This window comes from Enterobacter cloacae complex sp. 382A5 (assembly GCF_050031095.1).
Classification (GTDB): domain Bacteria; phylum Pseudomonadota; class Gammaproteobacteria; order Enterobacterales; family Enterobacteriaceae; genus Enterobacter; species Enterobacter cloacae.
Genome location: NZ_JBLGVK010000001.1, coordinates 2613887 through 2636101, shown reverse-complemented (window position 1 = coordinate 2636101; position 22215 = coordinate 2613887). Strand labels below are relative to the sequence as shown.

Here is a 22215-nt window from a genome sequence, read left to right as displayed (position 1 = left end):
TCCTCAGAAAATGCGTTCCTGATGCACCCACACGGCGGCTTCAACGCGGGATTTTAACTTCATCTTCTTCAGCATATGTTTCACATGCACCTTGACCGTGCTTTCGGTGATATCCAGACGACGGGCGATCATTTTGTTCGGCAGACCCTGGGCAATCAGCTTCAGAATATCGCGCTCGCGCGGGGTTAACTGGCTGACGTCGCGGTCGGAGGTGGCGCGGTTTGCCCGCAGGCTGGCGGCCAGCACCGGGGTTAACGCCTCGCTCAGTACCATTTCGCCTGCGGCAGCCTGTTGCAGGGCCTTGAGCAGATCTTCCGGCTCCATATCTTTCAGCAGGTAGCCGTCTGCACCGCGTTTTAACGCCGTGACCACATCTTCTTCATGGTTTGAGACGCTAAAGACCACCACGCGTCCCGACAGCGATTTTTCCCGCAGCTTATCGAGCGTCTCCAGACCGTTCATGCCTGGCATGTTGAGATCGAGCAGGATCAAATCAGGATCAAGCGATTCGGCAAGTTCAATGCCCTGTTCACCGTTGCTGGCTTCGCCAACGACGGTGATATCAGGTGCCATGCTGACCAGCTGTTTTACGCCAGTACGCAGCATCGGATGGTCGTCAATCAACAGGATTGATGCCGGTTCCTGATTAGTCATGGGTTTCTCCCTGGATAGTTGTGAGGGGTTTTTCGGGGATAAAGGTGACAACCACTTCTGTGCCACCTGTTTCTCGCCGACGAACCTGGCAATCACCGCGCAGGCTTTGGGCGCGGTCTCGCATGATAATTAAACCGTAATGGTTTGTCCGTTCGGCATTTTCCGGCACGCCGCGGCCGTTGTCATGAACCGTGAGCTTCACCTGATTATCGTGCTGGCTAACGGTAACGGTGACCGCCGTCGCGTCAGCGTGTTTTAGCACGTTGCTCAGCGCTTCGCGGGCGATCTGCAGTAAATGAATGGCCTGATGAGAAGGCACAAAACGAGGCGGTAACTGGTAATCGAGCTTCACCGGGAACCCCAGTCGGGCGCTAAATTCCTGGCAGCTTGCTTCCAGCGCCGGGCGCAGGCCGGGTTCGGTGAGCTGCAGGCGGAAGGTGGTCAGTAGTTCGCGAAGCTGTACCCAGGAGGTGTTCAGCTCGTTGCGGATCTGGCTCAGCAGCGCTTTGTTGCTTTCCGGCATTTCTGCGGCCTGCATTTGCAGACAGCTGACCTGCATTTTCATACAGGAGAGCGACTGGGCAATAGAGTCGTGGAGTTCGCGGGCGATGGTGGCGCGCTCTTCCATCACGATAAGCTGCTGCTGCTTCTCCTGATGGCGGTCTAGGGCCAGCGTGGCCGTCAGTTGTTCAACCAGCGTATCCACCAGTTGCTGCTGGTCGTGGCTCAGATGACGCCCGGCGGGCAGGGTCGCCAGCAGAATACCGTACTGGGTGTGGCTGTCTGTCAGCCGCCATTTTAGCGTCGTGCCGCTGGTGGTCAGCGGCGGTAAGCCGCGTGGGCACAGGTGGCAGCCTTTGTCATCGCAGGTCATGTCTGACTGACAGGTAAACTCCTGGTGATTTTCTTCATCTTCCATGTCGTACACCCGAAGCTCCAGATCGTGCAGCAGGGTCAGATTCTGCAGGCCATTCAGGACCGGGGAGAGACGTTCGCACAGCGGCACCTGCATATGCAGGCGGCGATTAGCCTGCCACAGGAACGAGAGGATCTCGTTTTTCTGCTCCAGCCCCGCGGTTTTCTCCTGTACGCGTTTTTCCAGCACCGCGTAACTCTCGGCGAGTTCATCTGACATGGTGTTCAGCGCCTGGCCCAGCATCGCCATTTCGTTACGTCCGCTGATGTGGGTGCGCTGGGTAAAATCCCGGGCAGTCACCGCGCGGGCCATCGCCAGCAGTTGCTTCCAGGGATTTAGTAGCCGGGCGCGCAGCCAGACAATGGTGAAAATCAGCAGCAGCCCCATAAACAGCGCCATCGCCCGGTGGATCATCACCACCCGGTCGATGCGTAATTCGGTGGTTTGATCGAAAGAGGAGACCAGGGTATCAATGCGGGAAACGAACCCGGCGACATCACGGGCAACGGTATCAGGATTTTTCGCCTGCTTTAACCCCGGCTCCAGCTGAGTGTGCCAGTAGCCCTGAAGGGCTTTAAGCTGGGATTCCTGACCGGCACGAATCGCCGCACTTTCCAGTTCGGTGCTGAAAGCGGTATGTTCCATATCGTCCAGCAGCTTCTGATCGTCCTGGGTTAACGGCACCGATGCCAGTAGACGATAACTCTGCATGCGTAGTGAGCCTGCCTCGTTGATGGCATGGGCATTACCCTGTACACCCTGTACCAGCCAGCCGGAAATCGCCATGCCGGTCACGCCGATGGCGGTAGACAGCAAAACGATCAGGGCGACCTGATTGACGAGTGTTAGCGGAGATAAACATCTTTTTAACATAGAGTTGCCGGGCTCCTGACGTGGCCTGCTTGCAGGAATGGCGTTATTCTGGTGCATACCCTGGAGTATACCCATACCAATAAAGGATTACCCCTAAATTGCCAATGGGGTAAGGCTCAGGGGGAGGAATGGACAGCGAGACGTCAGTTCTGTGAAAAACCACGTCTTTTTTACCGTTTTACTCTACTCACTAAGGATGATGGCTTTTTTTTCGCCGCAAATCCTCCCACTTTTCCTTTGATTTATATCAACTTACCGCCGCCCTAAAACCCTAATGTTTGCAGCATCATTCGAGAATCAGAGGTGTCTATGAGTCACACATCCGCTCCTGAAAGGGAAAATGGTGCCGTTATAACTGACTGGCGTCCGGAAGATCCGGCGTTCTGGCAGCAGCGCGGCCACCGTGTCGCAAGCCGAAATCTGTGGATTTCCGTTCCATGTTTATTGTTAGCGTTTTGCGTCTGGATGTTGTTCAGCGCGGTAGCGGTGAACCTGCCTAAGGTCGGATTTACCTTTACCACCGATCAGCTGTTTATGCTGACCGCGCTGCCGTCGCTGTCGGGAGCCTTGCTGCGCGTGCCTTACGCGTTCATGGTGCCGGTTTTTGGCGGCCGTCGCTGGACGGCGTTCAGTACCGGTATCATGATCGTGCCTTGCGTGTGGCTCGGTTTTGCGGTGCAGGACACCTCCACGCCGTTTAGCGTGTTCGTGATCATCTCTCTGCTCTGCGGCTTTGCGGGCGCAAACTTCGCTTCCAGCATGGCAAACATCAGCTTCTTCTTCCCGAAAGCGAAGCAGGGCGGTGCGCTGGGGATTAACGGCGGCCTGGGTAACATGGGCGTCAGCGTAATGCAGCTGATTGCACCGCTGGCGATCTCCGTCTCTATCTTCGCGGCGTTTGGCGGCGGTGGGGTGACGCAGGCAGATGGCTCTTCCCTCTATCTGCAAAACGCGGCCTGGATCTGGGTACCGTTCCTGGTGGTCTTTACCCTTGCGGCCTGGTTCTTTATGAATGACCTGTCTGCGTCGAAGGCATCCCTGAGCGAGCAGTTGCCGGTGCTGAAGCGCGGCCACCTGTGGGTGATGGCGCTGCTCTATCTGGCGACCTTCGGCTCGTTCATTGGTTTCTCTGCGGGCTTTGCCATGCTGTCGAAAACCCAGTTCCCGGAGGTGCAAATTCTGCAGTTCGCCTTCTTCGGACCGTTTATTGGCGCGCTGGCGCGTTCGCTGGGCGGCATGGTCTCTGACCGTCTGGGCGGGACCCGCGTGACGCTGATTAACTTCGTTGTGATGGCGGTCTTCTGTGCGCTGCTGTTCCTGACCCTGCCAGCCGACGGGCAGGGGGGGAACTTCATCGCCTTCTTCGGCGTGTTTATGGTGCTGTTCCTGACGGCCGGGCTGGGAAGTGCTTCTACCTTCCAGATGATCTCCGTCATCTTCCGTAAGCTGACCATGGACCGCGTGAAAGCGCAGGGCGGTAGCGAAGAGCAGGCCATGCGCGAAGCGGCAACGGATACGGCGGCAGCGCTGGGCTTTATCTCCGCGATTGGCGCTATCGGTGGCTTCTTTATTCCAAAAGCGTTCGGGATCTCGCTGGACCTGACCGGCTCCCCGGCAGGAGCAATGAAAGTATTCCTCGTTTTCTATATCGCCTGTGTCGCCATCACGTGGCTGGTATATGGCCGTAATTCCAAGAAAAATAAGTAAGTTTGATTATCCGTTTACGCGACCTTCGGGTCGCGTTTTTTTGTTTCCTTAGTAGTTACAACATACTATTGGCTTTTCTAACGTCCCGCCCGCAGGTAACTCTGTGATCGCCATCGCTTTTCAGCCGAGCCTACCCCTTAATACCCGAGATGTTAAAAACAGGCGGGCTTATTGTACGATAAATAAAAAATACCCTTTAAAATCATTGGGATATAAAAATAAAAATTCTACCGCTTTGGTGGTATTCGTTATAACTCCTCACTTCATAGTCCCCCTCCGTCTTGATCGTTATCAATTCTCCCTGTCTTACAGGACGTTACCTTCGCTGCAAATCAGCAATGTCGATTTAGAGAGCCACAGGCTCCACACAGGAGATACCCGATGAGCAAATTTTTGGACCGGTTTCGCTACTTCAAACAGAAGGGTGAAACTTTTGCCGATGGGCACGGCCAGGTTCTGGATACCAACCGGGACTGGGAAGACGGTTACCGCCAGCGCTGGCAACATGACAAAGTCGTCCGTTCAACCCACGGTGTAAACTGCACTGGCTCGTGTAGCTGGAAGATTTTCGTTAAAAACGGTCTGGTGACCTGGGAAATGCAGCAGACCGACTATCCGCGCACCCGCCCGGATATGCCGAACCATGAACCACGTGGCTGCCCGCGTGGCGCCAGCTACTCCTGGTATCTCTACAGTGCGAACCGTCTTAAATATCCTCTGATGCGCAAGCGCCTGATGAAAATGTGGCGTGAAGCCAAGGTGCAGCACAGCGATCCGGTAGAGGCGTGGGCATCCATCATCGAAGACGCCGACAAAGCGAAAAGCTTCAAGCAGGCGCGTGGCCGCGGTGGTTTTGTTCGCTCCTCCTGGAAAGAGGTGAATGAGTTGATTGCCGCCTCTAACGTCTATACCGTCAAAACTTACGGTCCTGACCGCGTGGCAGGCTTCTCGCCGATCCCGGCGATGTCGATGGTCTCTTACGCTTCTGGCGCGCGCTATCTTTCCCTGATTGGGGGAACTTGTCTGAGCTTCTACGACTGGTACTGCGACCTGCCGCCAGCGTCTCCACAGACCTGGGGTGAGCAGACCGACGTGCCGGAGTCCGCCGACTGGTATAACTCCAGCTACATTATCGCCTGGGGCTCAAACGTACCGCAGACCCGTACCCCGGATGCCCACTTCTTTACTGAAGTGCGTTACAAAGGCACCAAAACCGTTGCGGTGACCCCGGACTACGCCGAAATTGCCAAGCTGTGTGACCTGTGGCTGGCGCCAAAACAGGGTACTGACTCCGCGATGGCGCTGGCTATGGGCCACGTCATGCTGCGTGAATTCCACCTCGATAAACCAAGCCAGTACTTCACCGATTACGTGCGTCGTTATACCGACATGCCAATGCTGGTGATGCTGGAAGAGCGTGACGGCTACTACGCAGCAGGCCGTACGCTGCGTGCGGCGGATCTGGTGGACGCGCTGGGCCAGGAAAACAACCCTGAGTGGAAAACCGTCGCGTATAACAGCAACGGTGAGCTGGTGGTGCCAAACGGTTCAATCGGCTTCCGCTGGGGTGAGAAGGGCAAATGGAACCTTGAACAACGTAACGGTACAACAGGCGAAGAGACCGAGCTGCGCCTGAGCATGCTGGGCAGCCAGGATGAGATCGCAGAAGTGGGCTTCCCGTACTTTGGCGGCGAAGGTTCTGAGCACTTCAACAAGGTCGAGCTACAGAACGTGCTGATGCACAAACTGCCGGTGAAACGCCTGCAGCTGGCAGACGGCTCTAGCGCCCTGGTGACCACCGTGTATGACCTGACGCTGGCCAACTACGGTCTGGAGCGCGGTCTGAACGATGAAAACTGCGCGACCAGCTATGACGATGTGAAGGCGTACACCCCAGCCTGGGCGGAGCAGATCACCGGCGTACCGCGTGCGCAGATCACCCGTATCGCCCGTGAATTCGCAGAAAACGCTGACAAAACCCACGGTCGTTCAATGATTATCGTCGGTGCCGGTCTGAACCACTGGTATCACCTCGATATGAACTACCGTGGCCTGATCAACATGCTGATCTTCTGCGGCTGTGTCGGTCAGAGCGGTGGCGGCTGGGCGCACTACGTGGGCCAGGAAAAACTGCGTCCGCAGACCGGCTGGCAGCCGCTGGCGTTTGCCCTCGACTGGCAGCGTCCGGCGCGTCATATGAACAGCACTTCCTACTTCTATAACCACTCCAGCCAGTGGCGCTACGAGACGGTTACCGCGCAGGAGCTGCTGTCGCCAATGGCAGATAAATCCCGCTACAGCGGTCATCTGATCGACTTTAACGTCCGCGCTGAACGCATGGGCTGGTTGCCGTCCGCGCCTCAGCTGGGCACTAACCCGCTGCGCATTGCAGAAGAGGCGAAGCAGGCAGGGATGTCGCCAGTGGATTACACCGTTAAGTCTCTGAAAGACGGTTCAATCCGTTTTGCGGCCGAGCAGCCAGAAAACGGTAAAAACCATCCGCGTAACCTGTTCATCTGGCGTTCCAACCTGCTGGGCTCGTCCGGTAAAGGCCACGAATACATGCTGAAATACCTGCTCGGTACCGAAAACGGTATCCAGGGTAAAGATCTCGGCAAGCAGGGCGGCGTGAAGCCGGAAGAGGTGGAGTGGAAAGACAACGGTCTCGACGGCAAGCTGGATCTGGTGGTGACCCTCGACTTCCGTCTCTCCAGCACCTGCCTGTACTCCGATATCGTGCTGCCTACCGCTACCTGGTACGAAAAAGACGACATGAATACCTCGGATATGCATCCGTTTATTCATCCGCTGTCTGCGGCCGTTGACCCGGCGTGGGAATCAAAAAGCGACTGGGATATCTACAAAGACATCGCGAAGAAATTCTCTGAAGTCTGCGTAGGGCACCTGGGCAAAGAGACCGACGTGGTGACGCTGCCTATCCAGCACGACTCCGCTGCTGAACTGGCGCAGCCGCTGGACGTGAAGGACTGGAAAAAAGGTGAATGTGACCTGATCCCGGGCGTAACGGCGCCGCACATTATTCCGGTGGAACGTGACTACCCGGCGACCTACGAGCGCTTTACCTCTATCGGCCCGCTGATGGAGAAAATCGGCAACGGCGGGAAAGGGATTGCCTGGAACACCCAGAGCGAAATGGATCTGCTGCGCAAGCTCAATTACACCAAAGCGGACGGCCCGGCCAAAGGCCAGCCAATGCTGAATACGGCGATTGATGCGGCAGAAATGATCCTGACCCTGGCACCGGAAACCAACGGCCAGGTTGCCGTGAAGGCCTGGAAAGCGCTGAGCGAATTCACCGGCCGCGACCACACGCATCTGGCGCTCAACAAAGAAGACGAAAAAATCCGCTTCCGCGATATTCAGGCGCAGCCGCGCAAAATTATCTCCAGCCCGACCTGGTCTGGCCTGGAAGATGAACATGTCTCTTATAACGCCGGGTATACCAACGTTCACGAGCTGATCCCATGGCGTACTCTGTCCGGTCGTCAGTCGCTGTATCAGGATCACCAGTGGATGCGTGACTTCGGCGAAAGCCTGCTGGTTTACCGTCCACCAATCGACACCCGCTCCGTGAAAGCGGTGATGGGCGCGAAATCGAACGGCAACCCGGAGAAGGCGCTGAACTTCCTGACGCCGCACCAGAAGTGGGGGATCCACTCTACTTATAGCGACAACCTGCTGATGCTGACCTTGTCCCGCGGTGGTCCGATTGTGTGGATGAGTGAAGCGGACGCCAAAGATCTGGGTATTGAAGATAACGACTGGATCGAAGTGTTCAACAGCAACGGCGCCCTGACGGCGCGTGCGGTGGTGAGCCAGCGCGTACCGGCCGGGATGACCATGATGTACCACGCGCAGGAACGTATCGTGAACCTGCCGGGTTCAGAGATCACCGAGCAGCGCGGCGGTATTCACAACTCCGTGACCCGTATTACGCCGAAGCCGACCCACATGATCGGTGGCTATGCACAGCTGGCCTACGGCTTTAACTACTACGGCACGGTAGGGTCTAACCGCGATGAGTTCGTGGTGGTACGTAAGATGAAAAATATTAACTGGTTAGATGGCGAAGGTAATGACCAGGTACAGGAGAGCGTAAAATGAAAATTCGTTCACAAGTCGGCATGGTGCTGAATCTGGATAAATGCATCGGCTGTCATACCTGCTCAGTCACCTGTAAGAACGTCTGGACCAGCCGTGAAGGGATGGAATACGCCTGGTTCAACAACGTGGAAAGTAAGCCGGGTACCGGCTTCCCGACCGACTGGGAAAACCAGGAGAAGTGGAAGGGTGGCTGGATCCGTAAAATCAACGGTAAGCTGCAGCCGCGCATGGGTAACCGTGCGATGCTGCTGGGTAAAATCTTCGCCAACCCGCATCTGCCGGGTATCGAAGATTATTACGAGCCGTTTGACTACGACTACCAGAACCTGCATAACGCACCGGAAAGTAAGCACCAGCCGATTGCCCGTCCTCGCTCGCTGATCACCGGCCAGCGCATGGACAAAATTACCAGCGGTCCAAACTGGGAAGAGATTCTGGGCGGCGAGTTCGAAAAACGCGCCAAAGACCAGAACTTCGAGAACATGCAGAAGGCGATGTACGGCCAGTTTGAAAACACCTTCATGATGTACCTGCCGCGTCTGTGTGAGCACTGCCTCAACCCGGCGTGCGTGGCGACCTGCCCGAGCGGCGCCATCTATAAGCGTGAAGAAGACGGCATCGTGCTGATCGACCAGGATAAGTGCCGCGGCTGGCGTATGTGCATCACCGGTTGTCCGTACAAAAAAATCTACTTCAACTGGAAGAGCGGTAAGTCTGAGAAGTGCATCTTCTGTTACCCGCGTATCGAAGCCGGTATGCCGACCGTTTGCTCTGAGAGCTGCGTAGGCCGTATTCGTTACCTCGGCGTGCTGCTGTATGACGCGGACGCGATTGAAAATGCCGCGAGCACCGAGAACGAGAAAGATCTGTACCAGCGTCAGCTGGACGTGTTCCTTGACCCGAACGATCCGAAAGTGATTGAGCAGGCGCTGAAAGACGGCATTCCGCAGAGCGTAATCGACGCGGCGCAGCAGTCTCCGGTATACAAAATGGCGATGGACTGGAAGCTGGCCCTGCCACTGCACCCGGAATACCGCACGCTTCCGATGGTCTGGTACGTGCCGCCTCTGTCGCCAATTCAGTCAGCCGCGGATGCAGGCGAGCTGGGCAGCAACGGCATTCTGCCGGACGTGGAGAGCCTGCGTATCCCGGTTCAGTACCTGGCAAACCTGCTGACCGCAGGCGATACCCAGCCGGTACTGCTGGCGCTGAAACGTATGCTGGCGATGCGCCACTTCAAACGTGCGGAAACCGTGGACGGCGTGACCGACACCCGTGCGCTGGAAGAGGTCGGCCTGACCGAAGCGCAGGCGCAGGAGATGTACCGCTACCTGGCCATTGCCAACTACGAAGATCGTTTCGTGGTACCAAGCAGCCACCGTGAACTGGCCCGCGAAGCCTTCCCGGAGAAAAACGGTTGTGGCTTTAGCTTTGGCGACGGTTGCCACGGGTCTGACAGCAAATTCAACCTGTTCAACAGCCGCCGCATCGATGCCATGGATGTGACCAGCAAAACGGAGCCGCACCCATGATTGAACTCGTGATTGTTTCGCGTCTGCTGGAGTACCCGGATGCTGCGCTGGCGCAGCATCAGCAGGAACTCTTTGATGCGCTCGCGTCCTCTGAAAACCTGGATAAAGAAGATGCCCAGACACTGGGCGTTTTCCTCCGCGACCTGTTAGCGCGCGATCTTCTCGATGCGCAGGCGGATTACAGCCAGCTGTTCGATCGCGGTCGCGCAACCTCGCTGCTGCTGTTTGAACATGTTCATGGTGAATCCCGCGATCGGGGGCAGGCGATGGTGGACCTGATGGCCCAGTACGAGCAGCACGGCCTGCAGCTCGACAGCCGCGAGCTGCCGGATCATCTGCCGCTGTACCTGGAGTATCTGGCGCAGTTGCCAAAAGAAGAAGCGCTGGGTGGTCTGCAGGACATCGCGCCGATTTTGGCGTTGCTCAGCGCCCGTCTTCAGCAGCGCGAGAGCCGCTATGCGGTGCTGTTTGGGGTGCTGGTGAAGCTGGCGAATGCCTCGGTCGACAGTGAAAAAGTGGCGGAGAAAATTGCGGACGAAGCCCGCGACGACACGCCACAGGCGCTGGATGCAGTCTGGGAAGAAGAGCAGGTGAAATTCTTTGCTGACCAGAGCTGCGGCGAATCTGAAATTTCGGCTCACCAGCGTCGTTTTGCCGGCGCGGTTGCCCCGCAATATTTGAATATCTCTAACGGAGGACGGCACTAATGCACTTCCTGAATATGTTCTTCTTTGACATTTACCCGTATATCGCGGGCACCGTGTTCCTGGTGGGAAGCTGGCTGCGTTATGACTATGGCCAGTACACCTGGCGTGCTGCCTCCAGCCAGATGCTGGATCGTAAAGGGATGCACGTTGCGTCTAACCTGTTCCACATCGGTATTCTGGGGATTTTTGCCGGTCACTTCCTGGGAATGCTGACGCCACACTGGATGTATGAAGCGTGGCTGCCCATCGAAGTGAAGCAGAAGATGGCGATGATCGCCGGTGGCGCTTGCGGCGTGATGACCCTGGTTGGTGGTCTGCTGCTGCTGAAACGCCGTCTGTTCAGTCCGCGCGTGCGGGCTACCACGACCACGGCGGATATCCTGATCCTCTCTCTGCTGATGGTTCAGTGCGCACTGGGTCTGCTGACCATTCCATTCTCGGCGCAGCATATGGACGGTAGCGAGATGATGAAGCTGGTGGGATGGGCGCAGTCCGTAGTGACCTTCCACGGAGGCGCATCTGAACATCTGGATGGGGTGGCGTTTATCTTCCGCCTGCACCTGGTGTTGGGTATGACCCTGTTTGTGCTGTTCCCGTTCTCTCGTCTGGTGCACATCTGGAGCGCGCCGGTGGAGTACCTGACGCGCAAATACCAGATTGTGCGTGCCCGTCGCTAATTTGTCGTTTTGATACTAACCCCGCATTCGCGGGGTTTTTTTTCGCCCCAGCCCAGGTTATTGCCTGCCGCAGCAAACAGGATCAGCGCGCCGCCCGCCAGTTGGGTAATATCCAGCGAATGCCCGAAGACCACGTTATCGACAACGATGGCTACTACCGGATAGATAAAGGACAGTGAACCGGTAATGGGCGTCGGAAGTTTTTGGATGGCGCTATACAGCAGCTGATACATGATACCGGTATGGACAATGCCCAGCGTCAGTAAAATTGGCCACGGAAAATCAGCGGACAAGGTGGGCATACGGGCAAACGGCAGAAGCATTACCACGCCTGTCAGCACCTGAATAAACGCTATATGCTGTGGCGCGATGGATTTCAGTTTGCGGGCAATAATCGCCGTCAACGCATAGAAGAACGCCGCACCCAGTGCCAGACCGATCCCCGCGAGCCAGGCTGAGCCATGGGAACCGGACAGTTCGCCTGAGAGCAAAATTACCACCCCGCCGAAGGCAAGAAACAGCCAGCCCCATTTGACCAGACTGACGCGTTCGCCTAATAACATACCCATCATCACCAGCATAAAGGGCTGAGTGTTATAGACCACAGTGGAAAGGCCAATCGAAATACGGTCATAGGCAGCGAACAGCAGCAGCCAGTTCACCACTAATGCTACCCCGCCGAGAATAGCCAGCAGCAGAGAGGTGCGGGTGAGGGGACTAAAGGGTTTTTGGCTCATTCGAATGAAAATGAACAGTGCGATTGCGCCGATCAGACAGCGCCAGAAAACCACTTCTGACACTGGCAGTCCGGAGAGTAAAACAAACGCGCCAATCGAGCCGGAAATTAACATCGCCAGGCTCATTTGCCAGACGCCTTTATGTAAGTCACGCATCATTCACCTCCTGGTTGATGACGCTATTGTCGAAAATTGCTGTCGGGTTTTACAGGGTTGAGATAAGGTTAAATACGCGAATGACTTTTTAAAATTAGGTGAAAACGATGGAATACCTTCTCGATGATATCGATCGGCAAATTTTGGCTTGTCTGGTCGACGATGCGCGTATGTCGCTGAAGGTGCTCAGCGGTCGTGTTGGTCTGACTTCGCCCAGCACCGCAGAACGCCTGAAAAGGCTGGAAGAGCGTGGAGTGATTCTGGGTTACGGTGCCCGGGTCAATCTGGCGGCGTTAGGTTATACGCTACAGGCGCTGGTGCGGGTTCGCCCGTTGCCTGGACTGTTACATAAAGTGGACAAATACATCCAGGCGATGCCGGAGTGCATTGAAAGCGACAAAGTGACCGGTGAAGACTGTTTTGTCATCCGGCTGGTGGTGCGGTCAATTGAGCAACTGGATGTGTTGCTGGACGGGCTGGCGGAGCATGCCCAGTGTAATACGTCGATTGTGAAGAGCTCACCGGTGAAGCGACGCTTGCCGCCGATGTAAACGTCTGTCGCCGGGTGGCGGCTACGCCTTACCCGGCCTACGAAAGTGTGCTCGGTTTGGTTTTTTATGATTTTTGGAAGTAATGGTGGTGGGGGAAGGATTCGAACCTTCGAAGTCGATGACGGCAGATTTACAGTCTGCTCCCTTTGGCCGCTCGGGAACCCCACCAGGGGTAATTCAAATTTTTGAGGTCGTGCTGAGAGATGGTGGTGGGGGAAGGATTCGAACCTTCGAAGTCGATGACGGCAGATTTACAGTCTGCTCCCTTTGGCCGCTCGGGAACCCCACCACGGGGTAATGCTTCTACTGGCCTGCTTCCTGCTGGAAGCGGGGCGCATCATATCAAATGACACGCCCCTGTAAAGCGTTACCACAAGAAAAATAAACTGGTTGCCTGATTTTTACCCGCAAAGCTGTAAAGCTAACCAATTCATTTCACTGTCGATTAAAGAATGATCGTTCTGTTACCGTAAACGAATACGCGCTGCGCCAGCACCTGATAGAGTGCGCGGCTCAGAACGTTCTTCTCAACATCGCGCCCGGCACGCATCATGTCTTCCGCCGTGTAGGTGTGATCCACATGAATCACGTCCTGCATGATGATTGGGCCTTCATCCAGATTGTCATTTACGTAATGCGCCGTTGCGCCGATGATCTTCACGCCGCGTTCATAGGCTTGATGGTAGGGGCGTGCGCCAATAAAGGCGGGCAGGAAGGAGTGGTGAATGTTGATAATTTTGTTCGGGAAACGCGCCACGAAGGAGGGCGTCAACACGCGCATGTATTTCGCCAGGACAACGTAGTCCGGGTTGTGCGCTTCAATAGCCTCAGCCATCAGGTTGTCGTGCTCTTCACGCGTATGGCCTTCATGGCTCACCAGCTCGAACGGAATATCAAAACGCTCTACCAGCGTACGCAGCGTCTCGTGGTTACCGATAACGGCGGCGATTTCGACATCCAGACCGCCGTAGTTTGCTTTCATCAGCAAATCGCCCAGGCAGTGGGCTTCTTTGGTCACCAGAATCACGATGCGACGACGGCCCGCTGGCGTCAGCTCGCGTACGGAACCTTCCGGCAGCGCGCTATCCAGATCGGCAAGCAGAGTGGTGTCGTTGAAAATACCTTCCAGTTCGGTACGCATGAAGAAACGACCGGTACGGTGGTCAACGAATTCGTTGTTCTGCACGATATTCAATTCATGTTTGTAACAGATGTTGGTAATTCGTGCGATCAGCCCTTTTTGATCGGGACAGATGGTGCGCAGAACTTTACGTTGTAGTGATTGCATCGCCGGGAAATCCTGTTTGAGTATTTGCGAAGTCTCGGTTGTCGGGCGTTACTGCCCGCAACACTTTTTAAATTTTTTACCAGAACCACAAGGGCAGGGATCGTTACGACCAAACTGCGGGCGCGTTCCGTCAATATAATACCATTGCCCGCTTTCCTTTAAGAACCGGGAACGTTCGATAATGGCACCCGGTTTATTGTGTTCAGTAAATCGGGCAACAAAGCTGACGTAACCTTCATTTTCGTGACTACCGGGTGCGGATTCATAAACGGTAAGACCGAGCCACTGGGTATTGGCGAACCCGGCTTCGATCTCCTGTTTGAAACTGGCGGCCTGGCATGAGGGGTGCCAGGTTTTAATCAGGTAGTCTGCGTCTTTGATCACAAAAGCGGTATACCGTGAACGCATAAGGTGTGATGGGTCTGGTGCAACCTGATCGCCAGAAAGATATCGCTGGCAACATAGGCTATACTCCAGAGCGCTACCACAGGGGCAGAGTTGAGACACGATTCTCTTCCTGGAACAAAAAATTAAGGGCGTAAAACGCTTCGGGTAGCACCATGTTAACTGAGCTGTTGCGTTGACGCTATGTCGGGAATCCAGGGGAAGTAAAACAGGGCTAATGAGAAAGGTTAAAATTGGACTGGCGCTGGGCTCAGGTGCAGCCCGCGGATGGTCACACATCGGCGTGATAAATGCCTTAAACCAGATGGGCGTCGATGTCGATATTGTTGCAGGATGTTCGATTGGATCGCTGGTAGGTTCCGCCTATGCGTGCGGCAAATTGCCCGAACTTGAAACGTGGGTGCGATCCTTCAGTTACTGGGACGTGCTGCGCCTGATGGACCTTTCGTGGCAGCGCGGTGGGTTGCTTCGCGGTGAACGCGTCTTTAATCAGTTCCGTCAGATTATGCCTCTTCAGGACTTCAGCGATTGTCAGCTGCCATTTGGTGCCGTGGCGACGAATCTCAGTACGGGACGTGAGCTGTGGCTGACCGAAGGGGATATCCACCTTGCTGTTCGCGCCTCCTGCAGTATGCCGGGCCTTATGGCTCCTGTCCCGCATAATGGGTACTGGCTTGTTGATGGCGGAGTCGTTAACCCCGTGCCAATCTCTTTGACGCGCGCAATGGGGGCTGACATCGTGATCGCGGTCGATTTACAACACGACGCTCACCTGATGCAGCAAGACCTCATGCCGGTCAATTTGCAAAGCGAAGATGCCGAGGCGGAAAAACTGGCCTGGCATGAGCGCTTACGTGGGCGAATTGGTCGGATAGCCGCGCGCCGCTCAGTCGCTGCACCCACGGCAATGGAGATTATGACCACCTCAATCCAGGTGCTGGAAAACCGCCTGAAACGTAACCGTATGGCGGGCGACCCACCGGATATTCTGATTCAACCCTATTGTCCACAAATCTCTACCCTTGATTTCCATCGGGCTGAGGCCGCCATCGCAGCGGGCTCTTTAGCCGTCGAAAAGAAAATGGACGAATTATTGCCATTTGTGCGAACCGCACGTTGAGCACCTTTTTTTGACTACTTCAGCAAAATCTGACAGGCGATAGTGCCGATAGCATGCCACTATTTAGTAACTGTCAGCCAGGGGAGGAACCATGACGCAGCCATTGGCCGGAAAACACATTTTGATTGTTGAAGACGAGCCCGTTTTCCGATCGCTACTGGATTCGTGGTTATCCTCGCTGGGGGCAACCACTGCCCTGGCTGAAGATGGTGTTGATGCCCTGGAAAAAATGGTCAGTATCACGCCCGACCTGATGATCTGTGATATCGCAATGCCACGGATGAATGGCCTGAAGTTGGTTGAACATCTGCGTAATGAGGGCAACCAGACGCCCATACTGGTGATCTCCGCGACGGAAAATATGGCGGATATTGCCAAAGCATTGCGTCTGGGGGTGCAGGATATTCTGCTGAAACCAGTAAAAGATCTGAACCGTTTGCGTGAAACGGTATTGGCCTGCCTTTATCCGAATATGTTTAATTCCCGCGTCGAGGAAGAAGAGCGCCTTTTCCAGGACTGGGATGCTTTAGTCAGTAATCCGCCTGCCGCGGCCAAGCTATTGCAGGAACTTCAGCCGCCGGTACAACAGACCTTTTCACACTGTCGAATAAATTATCGCCAGCTTGTTGCCGCGGATCAGCCCGGTCTGGTGCTGGATATTGCGCCATTATCGGATTCCGATCTTGCGTTTTATTCCCTGGATGTTACCCGTGCAGGGGATAATGGTGTATTAGCAGCGTTATTACTTCGTGCGCTATTTAACGGGCTGTTGCAGGAACAGTTATCGCATCAGGGGCAACGGCTTCCGGAGTTAGGCAGTTTACTTAAACAGGTTAACCAGCTTTTTCGCCAGGCCAATTTACCAGGACAATTTCCATTGCTGGTTGGCTATTACCATAGTGGATTGAAAAATCTTATCCTCGTTTCAGCGGGTCTGAACGCCTCTCTGAATACCGGGGAACATCATATTCAGGTTAGCAACGGTGTGCCGCTGGGTACATTGGGTACGGCTTATCTTAATCAAATTAGCCATCGCTGTTCTTCCTGGCAGTGCCAAATTTGGGGCGCCGGGGGGCGGTTGCGGTTAATGTTGTCCACGGAATAAGCAGTTGGATCTTAATTTTAAGATTGCCTTACCTGTGTTTTGTGGGGAGTGCTACTATCGCTGCCCAGTTTCATGCGTATTTATCCTAATTGATCGGCAACGCGTTCTTTTCAGACCCGGACTGTGTGATGAGGCTGATATACTCAACGCGTTATTTAATGCATAAAAGTTCAAAACTTGAACAGCTCAGGAGAATTTGAATGGCTGCCCTAAATTCGAAAGTCAGAAAGGCCGTCATCCCGGTAGCGGGATTGGGGACCAGGATGTTACCAGCAACTAAGGCAATTCCTAAAGAGATGTTGCCACTGGTTGATAAGCCATTAATTCAGTATGTCGTAAACGAATGTATCGCGGCCGGCATCACTGAAATTGTGCTGGTTACACATTCATCTAAAAACTCTATCGAAAACCATTTCGATACCAGTTTCGAACTCGAAGCCATGCTGGAAAAACGCGTTAAGCGTCAGCTGTTAGAAGAAGTTCAGTCTATTTGCCCTCCGCACGTTACCATTATGCAGGTGCGTCAGGGGCTGGCGAAAGGTCTGGGCCACGCGGTACTTTGTGCATATCCTGTTGTGGGTAATGAACCTGTTGCGGTCATTCTGCCAGACGTCATTCTGGACGAATATGAATCCGATCTGTCTCAGGATAACCTTGCTGAGATGATCAAGCGCTTTGACGAAACGGGTAGCAGCCAGATTATGGTTGAACCTGTTGAAGACGTGACGGCTTACGGTGTTGTTGACTGTAAAGGCGTTAATCTTGAACCCGGTGAAAGCGTGCCAATGGTAGGCGTCGTAGAGAAGCCTAAAGCCGACGTAGCGCCGTCTAATCTGGCGGTAGTAGGTCGCTATGTCCTGAGTGCTGAAATCTGGCCACTGCTGGCGAAAACGCCTCCAGGAGCAGGAGATGAGATCCAGCTGACCGATGCCATCGATATGCTGATCGAGAAAGAGACCGTTGAAGCCTACCATATGAAAGGTAAGAGCCACGACTGCGGTAATAAACTCGGTTATATGCAGGCATTCGTGGAATATGGCATCCGCCACAATTCACTGGGTGAAGAATTTAAAGCCTGGCTGAAAGAGAGCGTGGGTATTAAAAAATAACCCCGTCTGCAAATGATCAAGACCGGTGAGGCGATGCCCACCGGTTTTTTTATGCCCACAACTCAGGGTAACCACGCCGGTCTGTAAGGAACGTTAAATAGTACGATGTCCCAATATGACGGCATGTAAGGGGATGTTTGCAGGAATTGAGGATAAAAAAATCCCGCATTAAGCGGGATTTTTCTGAATACGTTAGGATTAATCCTTGATCAGGAAGTCGTCCAGCTGTTTACCTTGCTCATCCATGGCTTTTTTGATAACAGCAGGTGTACGACCCTGGCCAGTCCAGGTTTTAGTTTCGCCGTTCTCGTCGACATAGCTATATTTAGCAGGACGAGCAGCGCGTTTTGCTTTAGTACCGGTCTTCGCTGCAGCCATGCTGTTCAGCAATTCATTTGGATCGATACCATCAGCAATCAGCATTTCACGATATTGCTGCAGTTTACGCGTACGCTCTTCGATTTCAGCAGCAGCAGCGCTTTCTTCTTCGCGACGTTCATTAACTACAACTTCTAATTTTTCCAGCATTTCTTCAAGCGTTTCCAGGGTGCATTCTCTTGCCTGCGCACGAAGAGTACGGATGTTGTTCAGAATTTTAAGTGCTTCGCTCATTGTAGTAATCTCAAACTTATAATGGGGGGTGGTTTGTTGTCCTAATAATAGAGCGATAAATTCAGTTGTGCAATAGGTGGGAATGTAAGGAATTCAAAAAATACGGAATAATGGGCGCTATTATTAATTACGCTAACTTAAATTTCATACCCACACAGGCTCGCTTGTTATCACGCTTACCTGCTTAACCCGTTCGGTTGCATCTTTTTTTTGTGACATTTACCGCAGGAATTATAGTTGCGGCGGATAAATATCAGCCTTTTGTATTAGTTTCTGCCAGCGTTGCCAGGGCAAAAATAGTTAATAAATAGTGAATTTTAATGAACGTGGATTCCAGTATAAAAAGAAGTGTTATGTTTAGTGGGTTCGCGACATATAGAGCATGCTGAATCCGTTTACCTCCTGTTTTATCGCATTATTTTCCTGTGCATCTCGTGGTTAACAGCGGCTTGAACCCCATACTCTGTGTGGTGTATCGCTGATGACCAGACAAAATATGGTACAATGAATCATTGGGAATATTACACATTGATTAGGGTTTGACGGCCAATGGCACAACTTTATTTCTACTATTCGGCAATGAATGCCGGAAAATCCACGGCGTTACTGCAATCCTCTTACAATTATCAGGAACGAGGGATGCGCACCGTTGTTTACACCGCTGAAATCGACGATCGCTTCGGTGCAGGTAAGGTGAGTTCAAGAATTGGTCTCTCGTCTCCGGCCAGACTGTTTAACCCACAAACGGACCTGTTGCAGGATATCCGTGCCGAGCATACTTCCCAGCCCATTCATTGCGTTCTGGTCGATGAAAGCCAGTTCCTGACGCGTGAACAGGTGCATGCGCTTTCAGAGGTCGTAGATGAACTTGATATTCCCGTTCTCTGCTATGGTTTGCGCACGGACTTTCGCGGGGAGCTATTTGCCGGTAGCCAGTATTTGCTTGCCTGGTCCGATAAACTGGTCGAACTGAAAACCATCTGTTTTTGCGGCCGTAAAGCCAGTATGGTGCTTCGTCTTGATCAGTCTGGTAAACCCTATGCAGACGGTGAGCAGGTGGTGATAGGGGGCAATGAACGCTATGTGTCGGTCTGTCGTAAGCATTATAAAGAGGCGTTGTCTGTGGGCTCCCTGACGGCGATTCAGCACGATAACCGGAAGTAGTTTCAAAGAACTCAAAGCCTGATCTTCAGACATAAAAAAACCCGCCAGAGGCGGGTTTTTTAACAGCGGTCAATTAAGCGCTTTTCTTCGCTTTTTTGTCAGCTTTAATGACGGGTGCTTCTGTTTTCACAGCAGCGACGTCACCTTCTTTGAACTCACGTCCGTAGAATGTATCCAGCAGGATCTGTTTCAGCTCGGAGATCAGTGGGTAGCGCGGGTTCGCACCAGTACACTGGTCATCGAATGCATCTTCAGACAGCTTATCAACGTGTGCCAGGAAGTCAGCTTCCTGAACACCCGCTTCGCGGATAGATTTAGGAATGCCCAGTTCAGCCTTCAGGCTTTCCAGCCATGCCAGCAGTTTCTCGATCTTCGCAGCAGTACGGTCGCCCGGTGCGCTCAGACCCAGGTGGTCTGCGATTTCAGCGTAACGACGACGTGCTTGCGGACGGTCGTACTGGCTGAAAGCAGTCTGCTTGGTTGGGTTGTCATTCGCGTTATAACGGATAACGTTGCTGATCAACAGGGCGTTCGCCAGACCGTGAGGAATGTGGAACTGAGAACCCAGTTTGTGAGCCATGGAGTGGCAAACCCCGAGGAAGGCGTTAGCAAACGCGATACCGGCGATGGTTGCTGCACTGTGGACACGCTCACGGGCAACCGGGTTTTTAGACCCTTCGTTGTAAGACGCTGGCAGGTTTTCTTTCAGCAGTTTCAGCGCCTGCAGAGCCTGACCATCAGAGAACTCAGAAGCCAGTACGGAAACATAGGCTTCCAGGGCGTGAGTCACAGCGTCCAGACCACCGAATGCACACAGTGATTTCGGCATATCCATCACCAGGTTGGCATCAACGATGGCCATATCCGGGGTCAGCGCGTAGTCAGCCAGTGGGTATTTCTGACCCGTTGCGTCATCAGTGACCACTGCGAACGGCGTAACTTCAGAACCTGTACCGGAAGTGGTGGTAACGGCGATCATCTTCGCTTTTACGCCCATTTTCGGGAACTTGTAGATACGTTTACGGATGTCCATAAAGCGCAGCGCCAGTTCTTCGAAGTGGGTTTCTGGATGCTCGTACATTACCCACATGATTTTCGCGGCGTCCATTGGGGAACCACCACCCAGTGCGATAATCACATCTGGTTTGAAGGAGTTAGCCAGCTCCGCACCTTTACGCACAACGCTCAGGGTTGGGTCAGCTTCAACTTCAAAGAACACTTCAGTTTCTACGCCAGCGGCTTTCAGAACAGAGGTGATCTGGTCAGCGTAACCGTTGTTGAACAGGAAACGGTCAGTCACGATGAGCGCACGTTTGTGGCCATCAGTAATCACTTCATCCAGCGCGATAGGCAGAGAACCACGGCGGAAGTAGATAGATTTCGGAAGTTTGTGCCACAACATGTTTTCAGCTCGCTTAGCAACGGTTTTCTTGTTGATCAGATGTTTTGGACCAACGTTTTCAGAGATGGAGTTACCACCCCAGGAACCACAACCCAGAGTCAGGGAAGGTGCGAGTTTGAAGTTGTACAGGTCGCCGATACCACCCTGAGAAGCCGGGGTGTTGATCAGGATACGTGCAGTTTTCATCATCTGACCAAAGTGAGCAACACGTTCTGGCTGGTTATCCTGGTCAGTGTACAGGCAAGAGGTGTGGCCGATACCACCCATCGCAACCAGTTTCTCTGCTTTCTCTACCGCGTCTTCGAAATCTTTGGCGCGGTACATCGCCAGAGTAGGGGACAGTTTTTCGTGAGCGAATGGTTCGCTTTCGTCGACAACTTTAACTTCACCAATCAGAATTTTGGTGGTTGCCGGAACAGTGAAGCCTGCCAGTTCAGCGATTTTATACGCTGGCTGACCCACGATAGCCGCGTTCAGCGCGCCATTTTTCAGAATGATATCCTGAACCGCTTTCAGCTCTTTGCCCTGCAGCAGGTAGCCGCCGTGGCTGGCGAAACGTTCGCGAACAGCATCATAAACGGAATCAACAACAACAACAGACTGTTCAGAAGCACAGATAACACCGTTGTCGAAGGTTTTGGACATCAGCACGGACGCAACAGCACGTTTGATATCGGCCGTTTCATCAATAACCACTGGGGTATTACCCGCGCCTACGCCGATAGCAGGTTTACCGGAACTGTATGCCGCTTTAACCATGCCTGGACCACCGGTCGCCAGGATCAGGTTAATGTCCGGGTGGTGCATCAGCGCGTTAGAAAGCTCAACGGACGGTTGGTCGATCCAGCCGATCAGGTCTTTAGGGGCACCGGCAGCAATCGCAGCCTGCAGAACGATGTCAGCGGCTTTGTTGGTCGCATCTTTTGCACGTGGGTGCGGGGAGAAGATGATTGCGTTACGGGTCTTCAGGCTGATCAGAGATTTGAAGATAGCGGTAGACGTTGGGTTGGTGGTTGGAACGATACCGCAAATAATGCCGATAGGTTCTGCAATGGTGATAGTACCGAAAGTGTCGTCTTCAGACAGCACGCCACAGGTTTTCTCATCTTTATAGGCGTTGTAGATATACTCTGAAGCGAAGTGGTTTTTGATCACTTTATCTTCAACGATACCCATGCCGGATTCGGCAACGGCCATTTTAGCGAGAGGGATTCGAGCATCTGCAGCAGCCAGAGCGGCCGCGCGGAAGATTTTATCAACCTGTTCTTGGGTGAAATTGGCATATTCACGCTGGGCTTTTTTAACGCGCTCGACGAGGGCGTTCAGTTCAGCGATATTAGTAACAGCCATAATGCTCTCCTGATAATGTTTAAAC

General features: G+C 53.7%; 17 protein-coding genes and 2 tRNA genes. 10 read left to right on the top strand and 9 right to left on the bottom strand.

Translation table 11 applies throughout. The features are described from left to right. Nucleotides 1–3 precede the first annotated feature (3 nt). Together narL and narX are read right to left on the bottom strand one after the other, a co-directional pair. Nucleotides 4–654 carry a two-component system response regulator NarL gene (narL, locus tag ACQG2G_RS12435; protein WP_003856701.1) on the bottom strand — a complete coding sequence of 217 codons (651 nt, stop codon included), beginning with the start codon at nucleotides 652–654 and terminating at the stop codon, nucleotides 4–6. Next, entirely contained in the window at nucleotides 647–2443 is a 1797-nt protein-coding gene (narX, locus tag ACQG2G_RS12430; RefSeq protein WP_020690912.1) for a nitrate/nitrite two-component system sensor histidine kinase NarX, read from the bottom strand. Before narX ends, narL begins: the two co-directional genes overlap by 8 nt. A 309-nt stretch (nucleotides 2444–2752) precedes the next feature. Here narX and ACQG2G_RS12425 point away from each other — a divergent pair, with 309 nt between their 5' ends. The 5 genes from ACQG2G_RS12425 to narI all read left to right on the top strand — a co-directional run bounded on the left by ACQG2G_RS12425 (nucleotide 2753) and on the right by narI (nucleotide 11191). Then, nucleotides 2753–4150 carry a NarK family nitrate/nitrite MFS transporter gene (locus ACQG2G_RS12425; protein WP_013096255.1) on the top strand — a complete coding sequence of 466 codons (1398 nt, stop codon included), beginning with the start codon at nucleotides 2753–2755 and terminating at the stop codon, nucleotides 4148–4150. 381 nt (nucleotides 4151–4531) lie between these two features. After that, nucleotides 4532–8275, top strand: a complete 3744-nt coding sequence (locus ACQG2G_RS12420) for a nitrate reductase subunit alpha (RefSeq protein ID WP_013096256.1) — start codon at nucleotides 4532–4534, stop codon at nucleotides 8273–8275. Further along, nucleotides 8272–9807: a nitrate reductase subunit beta gene (narH, locus tag ACQG2G_RS12415; RefSeq protein ID WP_013096257.1), complete on the top strand. Its 1536-nt coding sequence runs from the start codon at nucleotides 8272–8274 to the stop codon at nucleotides 9805–9807. Before ACQG2G_RS12420 ends, narH begins: the two co-directional genes overlap by 4 nt. Beyond that, complete coding sequence (narJ, locus tag ACQG2G_RS12410) at nucleotides 9804–10514, top strand: nitrate reductase molybdenum cofactor assembly chaperone (protein WP_013096258.1); 711 nt, start codon at nucleotides 9804–9806, stop codon at nucleotides 10512–10514. The genes narH and narJ overlap by 4 nt, the downstream gene beginning before the upstream one ends. Then, on the top strand, nucleotides 10514–11191 hold the full coding sequence (gene narI / locus ACQG2G_RS12405) for a respiratory nitrate reductase subunit gamma (protein ID WP_013096259.1): 678 nt from the start codon (nucleotides 10514–10516) through the stop codon (nucleotides 11189–11191). The genes narJ and narI overlap by 1 nt, the downstream gene beginning before the upstream one ends. On the opposite strand, the gene ACQG2G_RS12400 is transcribed toward narI, so the two are convergent. After that, complete coding sequence (locus ACQG2G_RS12400) at nucleotides 11188–12084, bottom strand: DMT family transporter (RefSeq protein ID WP_061771979.1); 897 nt, start codon at nucleotides 12082–12084, stop codon at nucleotides 11188–11190. The genes narI and ACQG2G_RS12400 overlap by 4 nt on opposite strands. A 107-nt stretch (nucleotides 12085–12191) precedes the next feature. On the opposite strand from ACQG2G_RS12400, the gene ACQG2G_RS12395 reads away from it, so the two are divergent. Then, nucleotides 12192–12635, top strand: a complete 444-nt coding sequence (locus ACQG2G_RS12395; protein WP_061771980.1) for an Lrp/AsnC family transcriptional regulator — start codon at nucleotides 12192–12194, stop codon at nucleotides 12633–12635. Nucleotides 12636–12718: 83 nt separating this feature from the next. Here the strand turns inward: ACQG2G_RS12395 and ACQG2G_RS12390 are convergent. From ACQG2G_RS12390 to ACQG2G_RS12375, 4 genes are all read right to left on the bottom strand, one after another. Continuing rightward, a tRNA-Tyr gene (locus tag ACQG2G_RS12390) sits at nucleotides 12719–12803 on the bottom strand. 36 nt (nucleotides 12804–12839) lie between these two features. Then, nucleotides 12840–12924, bottom strand: a tRNA-Tyr gene (locus ACQG2G_RS12385). A gap of 156 nt (nucleotides 12925–13080) precedes the next feature. Then, complete coding sequence (gene purU, locus ACQG2G_RS12380) at nucleotides 13081–13923, bottom strand: formyltetrahydrofolate deformylase (RefSeq protein WP_013096262.1); 843 nt, start codon at nucleotides 13921–13923, stop codon at nucleotides 13081–13083. 48 nt (nucleotides 13924–13971) lie between these two features. Beyond that, nucleotides 13972–14430 carry a YchJ family protein gene (locus ACQG2G_RS12375; RefSeq protein ID WP_029883447.1) on the bottom strand — a complete coding sequence of 153 codons (459 nt, stop codon included), beginning with the start codon at nucleotides 14428–14430 and terminating at the stop codon, nucleotides 13972–13974. Between the two features lie 115 nt (nucleotides 14431–14545). Here ACQG2G_RS12375 and rssA point away from each other — a divergent pair, with 115 nt between their 5' ends. The 3 genes from rssA to galU all read left to right on the top strand — a co-directional run bounded on the left by rssA (nucleotide 14546) and on the right by galU (nucleotide 17662). Continuing rightward, complete coding sequence (gene rssA, locus ACQG2G_RS12370) at nucleotides 14546–15448, top strand: patatin-like phospholipase RssA (RefSeq protein WP_047024087.1); 903 nt, start codon at nucleotides 14546–14548, stop codon at nucleotides 15446–15448. A gap of 91 nt (nucleotides 15449–15539) precedes the next feature. Continuing rightward, complete coding sequence (rssB, locus tag ACQG2G_RS12365; protein WP_013096265.1) at nucleotides 15540–16553, top strand: two-component system response regulator RssB; 1014 nt, start codon at nucleotides 15540–15542, stop codon at nucleotides 16551–16553. A 200-nt stretch (nucleotides 16554–16753) separates the two neighbouring features. After that, the gene (gene galU / locus ACQG2G_RS12360; RefSeq protein WP_029883446.1) at nucleotides 16754–17662 is read left to right on the top strand and encodes a UTP--glucose-1-phosphate uridylyltransferase GalU; all 909 of its coding nucleotides are present in this window, start codon (nucleotides 16754–16756) and stop codon (nucleotides 17660–17662) included. Between the two features lie 198 nt (nucleotides 17663–17860). On the opposite strand, the gene hns is transcribed toward galU, so the two are convergent. Further along, nucleotides 17861–18274 (bottom strand): histone-like nucleoid-structuring protein H-NS, encoded by a 414-nt coding sequence (gene hns, locus ACQG2G_RS12355; protein WP_008502781.1) that lies wholly within the window; start codon nucleotides 18272–18274, stop codon nucleotides 17861–17863. A 549-nt stretch (nucleotides 18275–18823) separates the two neighbouring features. Between hns and tdk the strand changes: the two genes are divergently transcribed. Further along, nucleotides 18824–19438, top strand: a complete 615-nt coding sequence (gene tdk / locus ACQG2G_RS12350; protein WP_013096267.1) for a thymidine kinase — start codon at nucleotides 18824–18826, stop codon at nucleotides 19436–19438. 73 nt (nucleotides 19439–19511) lie between these two features. Here the strand turns inward: tdk and adhE are convergent, their stop codons facing one another. Further along, nucleotides 19512–22190 (bottom strand): bifunctional acetaldehyde-CoA/alcohol dehydrogenase, encoded by a 2679-nt coding sequence (gene adhE / locus ACQG2G_RS12345; protein ID WP_013096268.1) that lies wholly within the window; start codon nucleotides 22188–22190, stop codon nucleotides 19512–19514. Between the last annotated feature and the right edge of the window lie 25 nt (nucleotides 22191–22215).